Annotated in this window: 14 protein-coding genes; 8 read left to right on the forward strand and 6 right to left on the reverse strand. The window is 58.5% G+C overall.

Annotated features, from left to right (window positions below; translation table 11 throughout):
* Positions 1 to 9: 9 nt before the first annotated feature.
* Together AC2CHD_RS16120 and AC2CHD_RS16125 are read left to right on the forward strand one after the other, a co-directional pair.
* Positions 10 to 1968 (forward strand): vWA domain-containing protein, encoded by a 1959-nt coding sequence (locus AC2CHD_RS16120; RefSeq protein WP_484554498.1) that lies wholly within the window; start codon positions 10 to 12, stop codon positions 1966 to 1968.
* On the forward strand, positions 1965 to 2975 hold the full coding sequence (locus AC2CHD_RS16125; protein ID WP_484554499.1) for a hypothetical protein: 1011 nt from the start codon (positions 1965 to 1967) through the stop codon (positions 2973 to 2975). The genes AC2CHD_RS16120 and AC2CHD_RS16125 overlap by 4 nt, the downstream gene beginning before the upstream one ends.
* A 28-nt stretch (positions 2976 to 3003) precedes the next feature.
* On the opposite strand, the gene AC2CHD_RS16130 is transcribed toward AC2CHD_RS16125, so the two are convergent.
* The 3 genes from AC2CHD_RS16130 to AC2CHD_RS16140 all read right to left on the reverse strand — a co-directional run bounded on the left by AC2CHD_RS16130 (position 3004) and on the right by AC2CHD_RS16140 (position 6630).
* Complete coding sequence (locus tag AC2CHD_RS16130; protein ID WP_484554500.1) at positions 3004 to 4821, reverse strand: serine aminopeptidase domain-containing protein; 1818 nt, start codon at positions 4819 to 4821, stop codon at positions 3004 to 3006.
* Between the two features lie 211 nt (positions 4822 to 5032).
* On the reverse strand, positions 5033 to 6058 hold the full coding sequence (locus tag AC2CHD_RS16135) for a hypothetical protein (RefSeq protein WP_484554501.1): 1026 nt from the start codon (positions 6056 to 6058) through the stop codon (positions 5033 to 5035).
* The gene (locus tag AC2CHD_RS16140; protein ID WP_229449571.1) at positions 6055 to 6630 is read right to left on the reverse strand and encodes a LemA family protein; all 576 of its coding nucleotides are present in this window, start codon (positions 6628 to 6630) and stop codon (positions 6055 to 6057) included. Before AC2CHD_RS16140 ends, AC2CHD_RS16135 begins: the two co-directional genes overlap by 4 nt.
* A gap of 181 nt (positions 6631 to 6811) precedes the next feature.
* Between AC2CHD_RS16140 and AC2CHD_RS16145 the strand changes: the two genes are divergently transcribed.
* Positions 6812 to 8152, forward strand: coding sequence for a sodium:solute symporter family transporter (locus tag AC2CHD_RS16145; protein ID WP_484554502.1), 1341 nt, complete (start codon positions 6812 to 6814; stop codon positions 8150 to 8152).
* Positions 8153 to 8175: 23 nt separating this feature from the next.
* Here the strand turns inward: AC2CHD_RS16145 and AC2CHD_RS16150 are convergent, their stop codons facing one another.
* Entirely contained in the window at positions 8176 to 9135 is a 960-nt protein-coding gene (locus tag AC2CHD_RS16150) for a DUF3137 domain-containing protein (RefSeq protein ID WP_484554503.1), read from the reverse strand.
* 167 nt (positions 9136 to 9302) lie between these two features.
* Between AC2CHD_RS16150 and AC2CHD_RS16155 the strand changes: the two genes are divergently transcribed.
* A complete protein-coding gene (locus tag AC2CHD_RS16155) occupies positions 9303 to 10178 on the forward strand; it encodes a lytic transglycosylase domain-containing protein (RefSeq protein ID WP_484554504.1) in 876 nt (291 codons plus the stop codon).
* A 98-nt stretch (positions 10179 to 10276) separates the two neighbouring features.
* On the opposite strand, the gene AC2CHD_RS16160 is transcribed toward AC2CHD_RS16155, so the two are convergent.
* Positions 10277 to 10522, reverse strand: a complete 246-nt coding sequence (locus AC2CHD_RS16160; RefSeq protein ID WP_229449574.1) for a hypothetical protein — start codon at positions 10520 to 10522, stop codon at positions 10277 to 10279.
* Positions 10523 to 10855: 333 nt separating this feature from the next.
* On the opposite strand from AC2CHD_RS16160, the gene AC2CHD_RS16165 reads away from it, so the two are divergent.
* Genes AC2CHD_RS16165 through AC2CHD_RS16180 form a run of 4 tightly spaced genes read left to right on the forward strand, consistent with a single transcriptional unit; the run spans position 10856 to position 15528 of the window.
* Positions 10856 to 12172 carry an NAD(P)H-dependent oxidoreductase gene (locus AC2CHD_RS16165; protein ID WP_229449575.1) on the forward strand — a complete coding sequence of 439 codons (1317 nt, stop codon included), beginning with the start codon at positions 10856 to 10858 and terminating at the stop codon, positions 12170 to 12172.
* A 14-nt stretch (positions 12173 to 12186) separates the two neighbouring features.
* Positions 12187 to 13221, forward strand: a complete 1035-nt coding sequence (locus AC2CHD_RS16170) for a thiamine pyrophosphate-dependent dehydrogenase E1 component subunit alpha (RefSeq protein WP_484554505.1) — start codon at positions 12187 to 12189, stop codon at positions 13219 to 13221.
* Positions 13221 to 14231 (forward strand): alpha-ketoacid dehydrogenase subunit beta, encoded by a 1011-nt coding sequence (locus AC2CHD_RS16175; RefSeq protein WP_484554506.1) that lies wholly within the window; start codon positions 13221 to 13223, stop codon positions 14229 to 14231. Before AC2CHD_RS16170 ends, AC2CHD_RS16175 begins: the two co-directional genes overlap by 1 nt.
* A gap of 1 nt (position 14232) precedes the next feature.
* Complete coding sequence (locus AC2CHD_RS16180) at positions 14233 to 15528, forward strand: pyruvate dehydrogenase complex dihydrolipoamide acetyltransferase (protein WP_484554507.1); 1296 nt, start codon at positions 14233 to 14235, stop codon at positions 15526 to 15528.
* A gap of 171 nt (positions 15529 to 15699) precedes the next feature.
* Here the strand turns inward: AC2CHD_RS16180 and AC2CHD_RS16185 are convergent, their stop codons facing one another.
* Complete coding sequence (locus AC2CHD_RS16185) at positions 15700 to 16386, reverse strand: HAD family hydrolase (RefSeq protein WP_484554508.1); 687 nt, start codon at positions 16384 to 16386, stop codon at positions 15700 to 15702.
* Positions 16387 to 16423: the final 37 nt, after the last annotated feature.

Genomic DNA, 16423 nt, shown 5'->3' on the forward strand with positions numbered 1-16423 from the left:
ATTCCGGCCATGTTTCGACAATCAAGAATCGCTCTCTGCGGACTGACCACCACCCTGGCGGTTGTCCTTGGGGGAAATGCCCACGCTCAGGACGTCAACGCTGCCGTTGCTCTGGTGGAGCAATTCATCACCGCGCACAGGACGCATCTCGACAGCATGCAAGGTCCGCTGCTCAACGATGCGCGGGCGGCGGCACCTTATGTGGTGGATGTGCTGGCGGTCGACGGGCTGCAGGGCCGCCTTGGCTTCGATCCTGTATACAACGCTCAGGACTACGACATTTCCAGTATCGAGGTCTTTGCAGACACCGATGCGCCAATCCTGCGCGGTGCGGCCCAGGTGCGAGTCGAACTCGTGAATTTCGGGCAGCGCCAGAGATTCCTTTACACGCTGGTCCCGGTACAGCCGGACAATGCCTGGCAGATTTCCGATATTTACTCGGAAAACAACGACTGGTCGCTGGCCGATTTGGCAAGCGATCTCGGGATAGACCTCAGGCGCGATACAGGAAGCGAGGTCACGCTCCAGAATGCGGGGTTTCCCATTCCGTGCGCTTTCGCATGCGGGAACCCTACGGCCGCCGACGCTGAGGAGGGTCAGGAAGCGGTCATCGTCCCCGGAATGGAAGAAGGTGACCTGCCCGGAAATGGCATTAATCCCGATGGACGCAACCTCCTGCTCATTCTCGATGCGTCGGGTTCGATGTGGGGTCAGATGGAAGGCGTCGCCAAGATCACGACAGCCCGCCAGGCCCTGGCTGGCATAGTGGGTGATCTCGATCCGTCGACAAATGTCGGGCTCATGGCCTATGGCCATCGGCGTGAAGGGGATTGTTCGGATACGGAGGTTCTCTATCCAGTCGCCAATTATGCCGCGGGCCGGCTCATTCCCGCCATAGAAGGAATTTCACCGCTCGGGAAAACCCCGATCGCCAACGCACTGGAGCAGGCGGCATCCGTGATGCCGAAATCCGGCCGGTCCTCGAGTGTTCTTTTGATTTCGGACGGATTGGAAACCTGTGGGGGCGATCCCTGTGCCGCGGCTGCCCGGCTGGCAGAATCTGGAATCGATACGCGGGTTCACGTGGTGGGCTTCGATCTGAATGAGGAAGAGCACTCGGCGCTGCAATGCATCGCCGAGAACGGCAACGGCACCTACTATCCCGCAAATGACGCCCAGAGTTTCGTCGCGGCGGTCAAGGAGGCGGTTCGGGAATCCGAGACCGCGGCGCCTGCGCCGACACCGGTTTCGCAGCCATCTGTCGAAACCGTATTTGAAGAGACGTTTGACGGCCCGGCGTTGAAGGCGGAATGGCGGGCGGAAAACCCCATTCCCGAGCTAACGGCGTTTACGCCTTCTGGCTCCCTTTTCGTCGCCGCAATTGGAGAGGCACCGCATTTCCAGAAGGCCGAGGCAACCAACCGTTTCGTTCTGGACCATCCTTTGCCTGAGGGTGATTTCGATCTTGTTCTCGATTTCAAGCTGAATGTGCAGACCATGCGTGAGGGGGTCACGTTGTCGCTGTTCAACGCCGCCCATGATCAGGTAGGCGCACATATGTGGCTGGACCCAAAGGGCTGCGGCATTCTGCTGAACCTCTCGCTTCTCCGGATTTCGGGAACTGAGGAAGACCCCGAAAAAACGTCTTTCGACACCAACCTCTTTGGTGGACCATGGGTCGACGGTGTTTGCGATGCGGAGGGACGGGCGCGCGGGGACGTCATCGTGGAAGCTCTGGGGCAGGATGGGGCGCGGTTGCTCCTGAAACGTCGCGGCCGGGAAATCACCGCTTCTCTGGAGATGCGCAACCCTGCCACTGGGGAATCGCTGGACTACACCACCGAATCCATCACCATGCTTCGTTTGTCGGGAGCAGCCAGTGTGCTGGGTGGCCATGGGCACAAGGCCGTGCCCGGGGAGAGCCATTTTGAGTTTGATCGGTTCGCCATAGAGGTTCCAAAATCATGAGGCGCCGTCCTGCCCTCGTTCACGCATGCATGATGCTCACCTGCTGGGCGGTGGCGATGTCTCCGGCCCGGGCGCAGGGGGTTGCTCCGTCTGCTGAAGGGGAAGGCAGTCTGTTCGAGCGGGTGGAGAGTTCCGAAAGCGGCAAAATGGATTTCGACGAGGCTTCTGTGGCGGAACACGACGCCCTGGCGTGTGCGGCGGGCCTCGGGTGCGAGGGATTGGCAGTTTCGCAAGATGACGCGCTTGTCCTGACGGGGCACAATGACGCCGAAGGCGCACGTGAGGCTTACATAGAGCAATACGGAGATGCAGATGCTCTGGAGCCGGAACCTTCGAATGAGGCAGGCGAAGGGCGGGCTGATAGCGCCGCCGATGAGCCCCAGGGTAAAGATAGCCTGTTCGAGCGGGTGGAGGGTTCCGAAAGCGGCAAAAAGGCAGTGGAGTTCGACGAGGCTTCTGTGGCGGAACACGACGCCCTGGCGTGCGCGGCAGGCCTCGGGTGCGAGGGATTGGCGGTTTCGCAGGATGAAGCGCTTGTCCTGACAGGGCACAACACTGCAGAAGATGCCCGTGAAGCCTATCAGGAGGTATACGGAAATCCAGAGCCCGAATCCGAAGAGGAGGGGTCAAGACAGGATCTCTCGGTCGACGTGAAAGACGGAGGCATGTCGTTTACCGAGGATGAGGCTACCGACAGCGGCGGGGATATGTCGTTCACCGAGGAAGAGAGCGGACTGTCCGGTGAGAAATTCACGAATGCGGAAATCGCTTCTTTCACGCGAGAGCAGGATGAGCTGTGGGCATGCGCTGCGGCGTTTGGTTGCAAGGGGGCTGCCTCGGGCCTCACGCCGCATGAGGCGCTGCATCGTCTGGGTCTGCCCGAATACTCCTATGAATGGCCGTTGGCGGCATGCGCCACCAATGCACCCGGCGCCTGTGACGAAATGGGGATCTCACTGAACGATGCGCTTCGGATCATGTCGCATCTGGCCAACCCCAACCGGTGAATGACGAGCTGCCGCCTGGTACCCGGCTCTAACCAAGCCAGCCCACCGGTCCAGACAATATCCGAGAGGTCAGCTCCGACTGGGTGTGGACGTTCATTTTCGAAAATGCCTTTTTCAAATGTCCACGCACGGTGCTTACCAGAATGCCAAGGGTTTCGGCGGCTTCTTCGGGGGATTTTCCACCGGCGATCAGAAGCACGATTTCGGCTTCCTTGCCTGTTAAACCATAAGCAAGCTCGACCAGCGCGAGGCGCGAATCCGCAGCGAGTTTTCGCTCTTCGCTTGTGCGAAGCACCAGGACGGAAGCGGGCCCCTGCCGCTGGAGACTCGTTTGCTTCAGGGCGTCCGGATGAAAGCGGAAACCAACCGGGACATCATCGTGAACGATAAGCGTCTCGCGATTGCCCTTTCGGCTGGCGGTATCGATCAACTCCCCGGTCAATAGCTCCCGGGTGAGCTGATTCAGGCTGCGTTGATCAGTGTCCAATAGTTCGCTGGTGGGAAACAATCGGGACAGTGCCTCGAAATAGGTTCGGTTGGAATGAAGCAATCCCCCTTCGCTGTCGAGTATTGCGACACCGATCTGAAGTCGTTCAATGACCGATTGCAGCAGCACGCCTAGCGTGGCGTTCATCATGACCTGGCGGTTGAGATTGAATGAACGCTCCCAGTGGGGCATCAACGAAAGTATACGCTTGTGCAAAGCGGCCTCGGCCAGATCGCCGGAGCGTTCGGCCTCGTAAATCATGCGATAGATGATCTCATTCCAGCGGCTTTCATCGTCTATTGCATTGTAGCAAAGTTCAACGAGTTCGCCGGGGTTCATGTCTTCGGCTGATCCGAGGCTCCCGGTCATGGCGAGCAACTCGGATGTGAGTTCTGCGACACCGATCTCGTCGCTCCCTTCTTCCGGGTGCCACTCCTCGCCGACCCACTGGATGATGCGTTCCGCAATCCCGAAGCGTTTTTCTTCCAGGAAAAGAGCTGAGCGAGCTCCTTCGATGCGCGCTGAGGCGATATCGTCAAAACCCACCCGTTCCAGGAAGCGTTCGACAGGCGGGAGAAAGCCACCGTCTCGCAACATGGCGTCTTCGCCACCAAACAAGATCAGCCCACGTGTGCCGGGAACAACCGATGCGCCTTTTGGCCACTTCCAGGCCGAGAGCATGCCCGAGAAGATGTTGTACCAATAGGAAGGTGTAGGCGTGGGCCATCCCAAAGGGTCGGCGATCACGGAATCAATCAAGGCGCGATCCGCGCTCATCACGTCTGCGGGATGCCGACGCTCCTTCAGATGTGAGCCAAGAAAGGCGTAGAGATGATGTAGCGACTGCTCGTCAGGCGTATCCGCGGAGCCGAGCTTGCAGCGTGTCTGTGAGAAGGTTTTGCCGAACATGGCGATGGCACGCTGGTTCGGTGGCGGAGATATCAGCACGATGTGGCGCGCAAGGTCCGGCCAGGTTTTGAGCACTTCGAGTGTTAGAAGAGCGGTGATGTTAGGGACGACGACGAGGCGATGCTCCCATGGGATATCGGCGAAACTTGCTTCATAGAAAAGCCGCATGTCGGCCACGGCGCGCTGCCACCCGTCCTTATAGTCCAGGTGGCCCAGAGGGTTCAGGCGGCCTGTGGACTTGCCATGTCCGCGCACATCTCCTGAATAAGCATTCCATCCCAATTTCTGGAAAGCTGACCCCAGATCAGAGAGCATGCCTGAGTGGGTGGGCTGGCTATGGCCAAGAAAAACCGCTTTGACGCCCCCCGTGGACCTATGCCCCGGGTCGACCACCCACTTGCGCAAAAGCAAGGGCTGGTTGTCTTCTCCAACCAGAAAGGCGGCATCCATGTTTCATCCCCCAAGCCACTCAGACATCCGCAGCACTTGAAACAACTTTGAGGTTGTTTACCCGTGCTCGTGTGAACTGCACCTGAATGGCGCTGTCAGCCCTTATGCCATCTGGGGAGGACTATAGAAAAGGTCCGCTGAGGAGGAAAGCGACCCCACAACACTGCGGTCGGAGCTTGCTTCGCTGATGGGGGAGGGCGCGATGGCGAGATCACTCGACATAGCGCTTGATTGAAAGCTTGGCTGCTTCGAATTCTTCCAACATGCCAGGCAAGAGGCGATCAATGCCACCCTCGGAAGCATTTTCTCCAACCAGGGTATCCTGCGCCATGAAGAACAGCACATCATCGTCCACGATGAAACCGACATTGTGAAAACGGGTTTCCAGATCAAGCATTGTGGCCTGGGTTGCCGGTGTGAGAATGCGCAAGACATCCTGTGCAATGTCGTGCCCATTGCCGGATGATAGCGGTCGGCCCGAGATATGAAATCTCTCGTTGAACTGTATCGATTCCGTCTTGATGTCGCGATCCAGCGGTCCCTTGTTGACAATGTTCTCCGGGCGGATCACAGCGCGAATCCCGGTTTTCCGATCGATCCGATAGGCACCCAGCAGCGAGAAGAACTGGCCAAAGCCGCCTCTGCCGCCGCGTGCATCCCTTCGCATTTCAGGCGTGCCGAGCCCGGCCTCCATCTGCATGGCGCCCACCGCAACCCACAAAGGCATATGATCCTGTTCGCTCTCGCCCCAGAACTCACCATCGAGCCGAACTCCCATAAAGGATCCTGCCTGTAACCTGGTCAGTTCGGGTATGCGCGCCTCGATCTTCTCCAGTCTCGGCGGTTTCACACGTTGCGAACGGCGTTCGTAATTGCCTTCGGAGTCGCGAACAGGGGTTCGCGCCATCTGCCATTCGAGAAACTTTCCAGTGTAGGACCAGCCTTTTTCTCGCGCAAAGCTCACACGGCGAACGAGCCGACGGCCATCAGCGTTCTCCAAGATTTCAACCAGAAATATCGAGCCAAAGGCGAGCGTGGTGATGGCGACGGGAACAATGGGAAAGCTGTCACTCATGACGCCCGCCACCATTGTCCAGACCATACCAAGAAGCGCGAATGGGAGGGGGAGACGCTTTAGCCATATCGGAAGCACTACGCCCTGCCGGGTGTTGGAAGCATCTGGCGTCTCGACCAAAATCTCCCCTTCAAACGGATCCCAGTGCCGGCGAGCACTCATGGACGGCTGCCTGGCAAACTGATTTCGGGCATCGCACGGACGGCTTCACTTTCCGTGGCGGTGAGGGAAAAAGGCTTTGCATGTTCAAGCCCCATCGCACGTCCAACCCAATTCGATGGGATCGCGTCGAGAAGCGTGTTGTAGCGTTCGACATTGGCGTTGTAGAGCCGCCTTGACGCGCTGATCTGGTCTTCCGTCTCCTCCAGTTGCCTTTGAAGTTCCCGCACATTTTCCGTTGAGCTGATCTCCGGCGTGTCTTCAGAATATGCAAGGAAGGCATGGAGCGCGGCGGATAAGCCGCTTTCTGCTTTTTGGACTGTTTCGATGTCGCTCAAACGCGCATGCATTGCGGTTTGCCGGGCTTCCAGCAGTGCGTCGAATACTCGATTCTCCTGCGAGATTGCGCCCCGCACCGCGTCAACCAGAGCAGGAATGAGGTCGTGACGGCGCTTGAGCTGAACATCGATGCCTGAGTAACCGTTGGCCACCGCGTTCTTCGCTGCTGCCAGACGGTTCTGCAGGTAAATGAACAAGAGTATAGCTGCTGCTATTATAAGAATGGTTGTGATCATGCCTGTTCCGAATGCCTTTCCAGCCACGGTGCCTGGTATTGTGCAGTCAGACCTAGCCGCGCGCGGGCGTGATCGCGTCCCCCAAATGAGGGAGCATGCAAATCTGCCAGAATGGGTGGGAACCACATTTAAACTGCAGTAAAACTGGCTAGCTCGTATTGATGAGTGATACCCATCTCAAATGCATTCGCCTTCCGACCTGTTTGAACTCGCCCCGATCGTCTTTGTCCTGTTTGCGCCTCTCGTCTATGCGCTCATGCGCGCACGCAACGCCACACGGGATGACTTCATCTTCAATTCAGGACGAACCGGATTGCTTGCGACCATCGCCGGAATCGTGTGTGGAAATATCGGTGCAGGCACGTTTGTAGCGCTTCTGTTGTTTTCGGACGCAAGCCCGATACTCGGCGTATCCCTTGCGTTTGCGTATGCACTCGGACTCGTAATCTGTGGCGCCATTGCTCCGCGTGTTCACCGGCAGTCACAAGAATACGGCGTTCACGGGCTGGTTGACCTGATCGTTGCAGCGCACAGGGTTCGTCATCCGCTGGCGGTGTGGATCCCAATCGCTTTCGTCTTCCTGTTGCGCACGGCGGTGCAGCTTCTGGCGCTAGCCGCCATTTTATCCGCGATTATGCCGGTTTCGAACCTGGGTGCGTTGGTTCTGGCGAGCGCGTTCACTGGGATTTATACCGCCATTGGCGGGTATCGTGTGGCAACAGAGACGGATGTCTTTCAGGCAGGCGTCATTCTTCTAGGGCTCGGTGTGCTCACGGTTTCAAATGCCGGCGGCGCACCGCATATCGAAAACCCCTTCGATCTGGGACCCTATAAGTTTCCGCTGCTTGTCGGCGTCTGGCTCTTCATTCCGGTCAGTGCTGTCCTTGCGATCGACAATTGGCAAAGAATGGCCACGGCCAGAGCCCCGGGCGTCGCGCGAAGAGCCTTTCTGCTTGCCGCCCCGCTGTGCCTTTTCTGCTATTTGGGTATCGTCTGGTTGGGGCTCAAAGGCCATGCCGGTGAAGAGGTTCTCACAGTGCTGCGCGAAACCATGCCGGCTAATTGGGCCTGGCTGGCTGATGTCATGCTTATTGCGGTGCTCATGTCCACAATGGACACATTCGTCATGCCGTTGCTTACCAGCCTGAAGCAGACACGCTATACGTTGCGCCAGCTCCAGTTGATGGTGCTGATGTTGTTTGTCCTGCTTGCCGTCGTCGCCTACGCGCTGGGACCTCTTCTCAACTCCATCATCGCTGCATTCAGCTCACTCGTGGTGTTCCTGCCTGCTGTGCTAGCCGCGTTGCTCTTGCGCAATCTTCGCTCTGCATCGGCGGTTCTTTCATTGAATCTCGGCGTAGCGGTCAGCCTTACCCTGGTGGGAATCGATTTGAATTATGCTGCCTTTCTCGGCTTTGGAGTTGCGCTTGTGGCATATGCTGTTGCCTGGGCGTGGCCGCTCCGCAAAAGCATGCGGCCGCAGGCAAATCTCGAGCGTTCAATCAGCACCGATAGCCAATAAGAGAGGCTTTGCGGGTTGCGCGGTCAACTGTCCACGCTTTTGCCCTGGACGGTCTTTGCTGGTCTGGAACCGGCCAAACCAAGGATGCTGACTATGTCGGCCACCAGATTGAGCTCGGCCAGAATTTTATAGGCCCGTTCTTTACCGTCCCGGACTTCACCGAACACGTTTCCGATCTCGAAACGGCGGGCCATCGACCCGATCCGTATGGTTATCAGTAATTGGCTTTCCTGAAATGCCAGTGCCACACCGCGCTTGTTGTTAAAATGTCGGGTGAGCTCAAGGATCCGCTCCATGAAACGTGGCGTGAGAAGATATCTGGCTTCAAGCTGGTCGGTGGAGAACACCTCAAAGCGCTCTTCGAATTCCTGGTTTTCAAGTCGGACCTTTTCACCAGTCTGACGCAATCGCTCGATTGCGTTGCCGATCCAATCAGTGTCTGCGACCACGCAGGTCTTGCCCTTGAATGGTTTTGAGAAGCTGTAGGCAAGCATGATGCTGCGCCATTTGGCGTCTTTTCTGGAGAGCTTCCCCTCGCATAGCTCGAAGTTCACATCTCCTACTCGGCCGCTTATCCGGTCTTCCAGTTTGGCCCCTGTAAAACGCGGGAGAAGTGGATGGAAGCGAGCCAGCGGAAAATCGAAGCCACCAAGTTTGTAGTCAAAACCCAGATAGGAGCAGACGCCTCCTGTTAGAACCCGCTTATACTCGTTGGTAAGGCCCCGATATAAAAGCCCTGCCCCCAATAGACCGCCGAACCCCACGACAAAGGCGGCTAACGCGCCCGGATGATTGGCCAGGCCCAACGATGCGAGGGCTGCGATGGCACAGAACCCGATGGCGCCGACAGCGGCCAGGCCGATCACAACCCGCATCCTGTTTTTCCGCCGCTGGTTTGCGCGGACGAGGCCCGGCTTGATTTCATCGGCGTAATATCGGTCGAACTCTTCATTGGTATTGTTCATCGGCGAGGAGATGTTCATGGGATCCCGACTTTGTCTGCACGGATTGGGCTTGGCTGTCCCCTGACATTTCTCGGGCCGCTAATTTTCTGCCTCTCCCAAATTGGAGAGCCAGATGACGGGGCGAATCGAGACCTTGTCCGACTGCATTGCGCGGCATAGGCTTTTCTTGAAGAGAGGGGTTGGCGATGCGGTATCCGCGTCCTTGCAGAAAGTTCAGGCTTTTTGCCTGTTTTGGGCTGTTTCTGCTGGGGATCTCTGCCGTAGGGGCCGAGGAAGCATCCGGCGAGACCGAGAAGAACCGACTGATTGCCTCGATCTGTCGGCTGGTAGAGGTCAATGCCCGAGAAAATCTGCTGGATCCAGCATTTCTGGCGAGGCTTCTATGGAAGGAGAGCCGCTTCAATCCCAATGCTGTCAGCCCGAAGGGGGCTGAAGGCGTGGCGCAGTTCATGCCGGGCACTGCGGCGCTGCGCGGGCTGGACGATGCATTCGACATTGAGAAGGCGATACCGGCCTCGGCCGCGTATCTGGCGGAGTTGAGAGAAAAGTTCGGAAATCTGGGCTTGGCCGCTGCAGCATACAATGCCGGGGAAGGGCGCGTGTCCCGCTGGCTCGACAAAGGCGGGTTTCTGCCGTTGGAAACCGAGAACTACGTCATGGCGATTTTGGGTGCGCCGGCCGATACGTTTTCCAATCGCCAGGTTGTCATTGAAGTCGAACCTCTACACCCGGAAAAGTCTTTTGAGGCGGCTTGTCGCGAACTGCCTGTTTCAGCTCGTGCCGTGATGGCCATGACCAGCACCCATACGCAACCTTGGGGGGTACAGGTGGCAGGACATTTTCGCCGTGATGTGGCGATCAGGTTGTGGCAGATGGTGTTGCGTCGACATTCAACACTTTTGAGAAATCATGAGCCCGTCATCACGAGAGTGCGCTCCTCTCGAGGGTGGCGTGGAATTTATGCCGTGCGCATCGGTGCGGGCAGCCGTGCGGAAGCGGTCAAGGTGTGTGATCAGTTCCGCAAAGGCGGCCTGCCCTGTGTGGTCTTGCGAAACAAGTAGTCTTTCCAAAAAACTACTCGGTCGCGTCGTAAATTTGAGACGCAAAGGAAAAGGCCCGGGATAATCTCCGGGCCTTTTCTAAATTGATTTCGCAAGTATTAGCTGTTGTTCGAGATTGTGCGGCTCACGAGCTCCGGACGACCGTCCGCGCCAACCACATAAATCTCAACGTAATCATTTCCGTTCGAAGTAAATTGGTGCTTAAGAACTGAGCCAACCGGGGTTTTGCTGAGAGTTTCCTGAGAAGGACCATCAAAATTGATGCTTCCCTTAATTGGCTCAATTGCAAATGCGGGAGCGGCAACGAAAGATGAAATAACGAGGGCAGAAAGAACAGTTTTCATTTTAAAACTCCTAATAGCTTTCAACAAGCCATTCACATTCCCGTCAGGGAAATCATGATATTACTATCAGCATGGGGTGATCCCCTGCTGGTTCCTCATTTAGGGAGTGGTTGTTCGTTCTGTCAGATCGGAATTTTGAAACAGAGCGTTCACAAATGTTGGAATGTTACGATCTGGTTTGCAGGACTGTCTGTCTCGTGAACCAGCAGCCATGAGGGGCAGGCCATGGCACTGTCGCAGCGGGTCAAATGAGTGGACATTCGTATTGACACCAAAACAGATGTTCAATAAGCCTCGGGTCGAGGAAACGTCCATCTGGGAGAGTGGTCAGAAATGTCTGCCAATGTTGCGCTTACCGGTCTTGCCCGGGATCTCGAGGATCGGGCCAAATCCGGCAAGCCGATCCGTATCGGCCTTGTGGGCTCTGGCGAAATGGGAACCGATATTGTTACCCGCGTGGCTCATATGCCGGGTATCGAAATCGGCGCCATTTCGGAGCTGAACCTGCCTGCGGCCAGCCGTGCCGTGGATATCGCCTATCAGGAAGAAGGCCATGCCAAGGAAGTGGACAGCCAGTCGGCTATGACCACGGCCATGGAAGGCGGCAAGGTGGCCGTCACCAACAATGCCGATCTTCTTCTTGAAAACGATCTGATCGATGTTGTGATCGATGCAACCGGCGTTCCGGCTGTCGGCGCGGAGATCGGTCTCAAGGCCATGGAACATGGCAAGCATCTCGTCATGATGAATGTCGAGGCGGATGTCACCATCGGCGCTTATCTCAAGAGCGAAGCTGATCGTCTGGGCGTGACCTATTCGCTCGGCGCCGGCGACGAGCCGTCTTCCTGTATGGAGCTGATCGAGTTCGTTTCGGCCATGGGGCATCCCATCGTCGCTGCCGGCAAGGGCAAGAACAACCCGCTCAACATCGATGCGATCCCGGACGACTATGCCGAGGAAGCAGCGCGCCGCAACATGAATGTGCGCATGCTGGTCGAGTTTGTCGACGGTTCCAAGACCATGGTCGAGATGGCGGCAATCGCCAATGCCACGGGCCTCGTGCCGGATAAGCCGGGCATGCATGGCCCCAAGGCGACGCTCGATGAACTTTCTTCCGTGCTGGTGCCGGAAAAGGATGGCGGTGTGCTGTCGCGCGTCGGCGTGGTGGACTATTCCATCGGCAAGGGTGTTGCGCCCGGCGTCTTCGTTGTGGCCGACATGTCGCATCCGCGCATTTCCGAGCGTATGGAAGACCTGAAGATGGGCAAGGGGCCTTACTTCACCTTCCACCGTCCCTATCACCTGACCTCGCTGGAAGTGCCACTCACCTGCGCCCGAGTGGTGCTCTATGGCAAGGCCGACATGGTGCCGCTGGACAAGCCGGTGGCGGAAGTCTGCGCCGTTGCCAAGAAGGACATGCAGCCGGGCGACACGCTCGATGCGATCGGCGAATACTGCTACCGCGCCTGGATCATGACGGTTCCCGAAGCCCGCGCTTCCAAGGCGATCCCATGCGGCCTGCTTCAGGGTGGCACGGTCACCAAACCCATCAAGAAGGGTGAACTCATCACGTCCGAGAATGCTGCACCGCCGGCCGGTTCCAAGATCGCCGAGCTGCGCGCGCGTCAGGACAAGCTCGTTTACGGCTAGACAGGAGCATGAATATGTCGGCCACGGCCAAGAAGGGCGCCGCAAAAAAAGACGGCGCCAACCAGCCTTTCATCTACAGGCACTATGATCAGGAAAAGCTGCGCGATGCGCTGCGCAAGATGTATCTGATCCGCCAGTTCGAGGAAGGCGCGGAAGAAAGCTATATGCGCGGCCTGATCCACGGCACGATGCATCTTTCCATCGGGCAGGAAGCAAGTGCCGTCGGCATCTGTCTTGGCCTCACCGATGAAGACCAGATCACCTCCACGCATCGGGGGCATGGTCACTGCATTGCCAAGGGTGCGGATGTCTCGCGCATGTTCGCCGAGTTCTTCGGCAAGACCACCGGTTATTGCCGCGGCCGCGGCGGTTCCATGCACATCGCCGATGTGTCGACGGGCAATCTTGGCGCAAACGGCATTGTCGGCGGCGGTCTGCCGATTGCCGTTGGTGCTGCGCTGACCGCAAAGAAGATGAAGACCGGCAATGTGGTCGTCTGCTTCTTCGGCGACGGTGCAAACAATGAGGGCGCGTTCCACGAGGCGCTGAACATGGCGGCCATCTGGAAGCTTCCGGTGATCTTCGTGTGCGAAAACAACGGCTATGGCATGTCGACCTCCGTCGCCCGCGCGACAGCGGTTCCCAACATTGCCGACCGCGCTTCCGCCTATGCGATGCCCGGTGTGATCGTCGACGGCAATGTCGTGTCGGATGTCGCCGAGGCCATGCACGAGGCAACCGAGCGCGCGCGCAATGGCGAGGGTCCGACGCTCATCGAATGCAAGACCTATCGCTACCGCGGCCATTCCAAGAGCGACCGCAACCGCTACCGCACCAAGGAAGAGATCGAGGAGTGGATGACCGAGCGTGATCCGATCGAAGCCTTCGAATCCCAGCTGATGGAATTCGGTGTCATCGATCAGAAAGGCATCGAGGACATCCGCGAATCCGTCCGCAAAGAGATCGAGGCCGGTATCGAGTTTGCCAAGGAAAGCCCGATGCCCGAAGTCGCCAATCTTGAGAAATACGTCTACACGGAGCAGGCCTGATGGACGCGCAAGTCGAGACAGCCACGCGTGAACTGAGCTACGCGCAGGCCATCCAGGAAGCCATGGCTATAGCCATGGAGCGTGATGAGCGCGTGTTCCTCATGGGCGAGGACATCGGCGTTTACGGTGGCGCCTTTCAGGTCACCGGCGATCTGGTCGAGCGTTTCGGCACCGACCGTGTCATGGACACGCCGATTTCGGAACTGGGCGGCGCAGGTGTCGCAGTCGGTGCCGCTGTCACCGGCATGCGCCCGATCTTCGAGTTTCAGTTCTCCGATTTCGCGACGCTCGCCATGGAGCAGATCGTCAACCAGGCCGCCAAGATGCGCTACATGCTGGGTGGTGCCGTTTCGGTGCCGGTCGTCATGCGCTTTCCGGCGGGCTCCGGCACGGGTGCTGCCGCACAGCACAGCCAGAGCCTTGAAGCGTGGCTCGGCCATGTGCCGGGTCTGAAGGTCATCCAGCCGGCAACCCCGCACGATGTGAAGGGCATGCTGCTCGCGGCCATCGAGGATCCCGATCCGGTGATGATCTACGAGCACAAGCTCCTCTACAAGATGAAGGGTGAAGTGCCGGAAGGCTATTACACCGTGCCGATCGGCAAGGCCGAGGTGCGGCGCGAGGGCGCTGATCTCACCATCGTCGCCACGTCGATCATGGTGCACAAGGCGCTGGACGCTGCAAAGCAGCTTGCCGAAGAGGGTATCGACGTCGAGGTTATCGATCTGCGCACGATCCGCCCGATGGATCGCCAGACGATCATCGATAGCGTGTGCAAGACGTCCCGTCTGATGTGCGTCTATGAAGGCGTGAAAACGCTCGGCGTCGGCGCGGAAATCTCCGCCATGATCGCCGAAAGCGAGGCCTTCGATTATCTCGACGCACCGGTTGTCCGTCTGGGCGGCGCGGAAACGCCGATCCCGTACAATCCGGAGCTGGAAAAGGCGACGGTTCCGCAGGTCGACGGCATCGTCACGGCGGCCCGCGATCTTGTCACGGGAGCGCGCTGACATGGCCGTTGAAGTCATCCTGCCCAAGGTCGACATGGACATGGCGACCGGCCGCATCTCCTCCTGGCATGTGGAAGAAGGCGCGACCGTGAAGAAGGGCGATCTCCTGTTCGAGATCGAGACCGACAAGGCGGCCATGGAGATCGACTCTCCTGCCGCCGGCATCGTTCGAAACATCACCGGCAAGGAAGGCGTCGATATTGCCGTCGGTGAGGTTGTCGCCTGGATTTATGAGGAGGGCGAGGCGGTGGCCGATGCACCGGCTTCTGCGCCTGCCGAAGCGGCAGCCGAGGCGCCCGCAAAGGCCGAAGCGCCGGCCCCCGTCGAGGCCGCCGCGCCCGTTGCGGCTGTACCGGCAGCAAATGTGGAAGCGTCTTCAGGCGTTCGCGCCTCTCCGCTCGCGCGCCGTCTGGCGAAGGAAGCTGGGCTCGATCTTGCGGCGATTTCGGGCTCCGGCCCGAAAGGCCGGATCGTCAAGGCCGATGTGGAAGCCGCTGGCAAGGATGGCGGAGCGAAGGCAGCTGCCGCTCCGTCCGCACAGCCGGCCATGTCCGACGATCAGGTCATGAAACTGTTCGAGGAAGGCTCCTACGAGCTCATCCCGCATGACAGCATGCGCAAGACCATCGCCCGCCGTCTGGTCGAGGCGAAGTCGTCCATCCCGCATTTCTACCTGACGCTCGACTGCGAGATCGACGCGCTTCTGGCGCTGCGCAAGCAGTTGAACGATGCCGCGCCGAAGGTGAAGACCGAGGATGGCGAGAAGCCGGCCTACAAGCTGTCGGTCAACGACATGGTCATCAAGGCGCATGCCAAGGCGCTTGCCATGGTGCCGGAGGCGAATGTCTCCTGGACCGAGAGCGCCATGGTGAAGCACAAACATGCCGATGTGGGCGTTGCCGTGTCGATCCCCGGCGGCCTGATCACGCCGATCATTCGTCGTGCCGACGAGAAGACGCTGTCGGCGATTTCCAACGAGATGAAGGATCTTGCCACACGGGCGCGCTCGCGCAAGCTGAAGGCGGAAGAGTATCAGGGCGGCAACACGGCCGTTTCCAATCTCGGCATGTTCGGCATCAAGGACTTCGTCGCCGTCATCAACCCGCCGCATGCGACGATCCTTGCGGTTGGTGCTGGCGAGCAGCGGGCGGTGGTGAAGGATGGCGAGGTGAAGGTGGCGACGGTGATGTCGGTGACGCTGTCGACCGATCACCGCGCGGTGGACGGGGCGCTCGGCGCCGAACTCCTCGCCGCCTTCAAACAGGTCATCGAAAATCCGATGACAATGCTCGTTTGATATGCATCCCCGGTTCGCAGAGGGGCTCGTTGCCGGGGAAGCAGAGGGGGAGCGTCCGGCATTCCTTGTGGGATGAGGGACGCTATTGGGGTGGGTAACCGGGGGACAGCCCTGGAACTTTGACCGCGTCAACTGGCGCTGCCTGGATCATCACGGGCAGCGCCATTTTCTTTACATGTCCGCCACGGTTTCACGGATGAAGCCGCGCTGGGTCAACTCGGCTTCCACAGCGTTCCAGCTTGTGCATACTGCATGGGCACCGGCGGCCAGCAGGTTTTCGGCGTGACCCTCGAAAGTATGGCTTCCTCCCGTGAAGCCGATGGCGGTCATACCGGCTGCAACGGCACCCTGTACGCCGAAGGGGGAATCCTCGATCACCACCGAAGAAGCAGGTTCGCTACCCAGCTTTTCCGCTGCGAACAGAAAAATGTCAGGTGCCGGCTTGCCGTTTTGAACCATTGAGGTGCTGAAGACATTGTCGGCAAAGAACTCTGCAATGCCAGTCACTTCAAGGCTGAGGGCAATGCGTTCCATCGATGATGATGAAGCAACACAGCGGGCGGCTTCAAGGTTACGAAGAAACGGCAATATGTCCCTTGTCGGCTTCAGCTCTTCTTCCAGAAGGGCTCTGGTCTCCAGCCAGATGTCGCCTTCGGCATGGGCAGGGAAAGCGTGACCGGTGAGTTCCTCGATGCGAACAATGATGTCGGCCTGCTTCATGCCGATGCACTGGGTAACGATATCGCGGGTCAGTGCGAGGCCATGTTTGTTGTAGACGCGTTCATAGGCGATCGCGGCCAGCGGTTCGCTGTCGACGAGGACACCGTCGCAATCGAATATGATCAGGGGCTTGCTCATGGAAACTCCAGAATTGACGTAGAGCTGGTGTGAAAGG

It is taken from the genome of Nitratireductor sp. ATLC21 (assembly GCF_057196525.1).

Coding starts and splice junctions, on each gene's coding strand:
- AC2CHD_RS16120 (WP_484554498.1), top strand. CDS start 10: ATGTTTCGACAATCAAGAATCGCTCTCTGCGGACTGACCACCACCCTG.
- AC2CHD_RS16125 (WP_484554499.1), top strand. CDS start 1,965: ATGAGGCGCCGTCCTGCCCTCGTTCACGCATGCATGATGCTCACCTGC.
- AC2CHD_RS16130 (WP_484554500.1), bottom strand. CDS start 4,821: ATGGATGCCGCCTTTCTGGTTGGAGAAGACAACCAGCCCTTGCTTTTG.
- AC2CHD_RS16135 (WP_484554501.1), bottom strand. CDS start 6,058: ATGAGTGCTCGCCGGCACTGGGATCCGTTTGAAGGGGAGATTTTGGTC.
- AC2CHD_RS16140 (WP_229449571.1), bottom strand. CDS start 6,630: ATGATCACAACCATTCTTATAATAGCAGCAGCTATACTCTTGTTCATT.
- AC2CHD_RS16145 (WP_484554502.1), top strand. CDS start 6,812: ATGCATTCGCCTTCCGACCTGTTTGAACTCGCCCCGATCGTCTTTGTC.
- AC2CHD_RS16150 (WP_484554503.1), bottom strand. CDS start 9,135: ATGAACATCTCCTCGCCGATGAACAATACCAATGAAGAGTTCGACCGA.
- AC2CHD_RS16155 (WP_484554504.1), top strand. CDS start 9,303: ATGCGGTATCCGCGTCCTTGCAGAAAGTTCAGGCTTTTTGCCTGTTTT.
- AC2CHD_RS16160 (WP_229449574.1), bottom strand. CDS start 10,522: ATGAAAACTGTTCTTTCTGCCCTCGTTATTTCATCTTTCGTTGCCGCT.
- AC2CHD_RS16165 (WP_229449575.1), top strand. CDS start 10,856: ATGTCTGCCAATGTTGCGCTTACCGGTCTTGCCCGGGATCTCGAGGAT.
- AC2CHD_RS16170 (WP_484554505.1), top strand. CDS start 12,187: ATGTCGGCCACGGCCAAGAAGGGCGCCGCAAAAAAAGACGGCGCCAAC.
- AC2CHD_RS16175 (WP_484554506.1), top strand. CDS start 13,221: ATGGACGCGCAAGTCGAGACAGCCACGCGTGAACTGAGCTACGCGCAG.
- AC2CHD_RS16180 (WP_484554507.1), top strand. CDS start 14,233: ATGGCCGTTGAAGTCATCCTGCCCAAGGTCGACATGGACATGGCGACC.
- AC2CHD_RS16185 (WP_484554508.1), bottom strand. CDS start 16,386: ATGAGCAAGCCCCTGATCATATTCGATTGCGACGGTGTCCTCGTCGAC.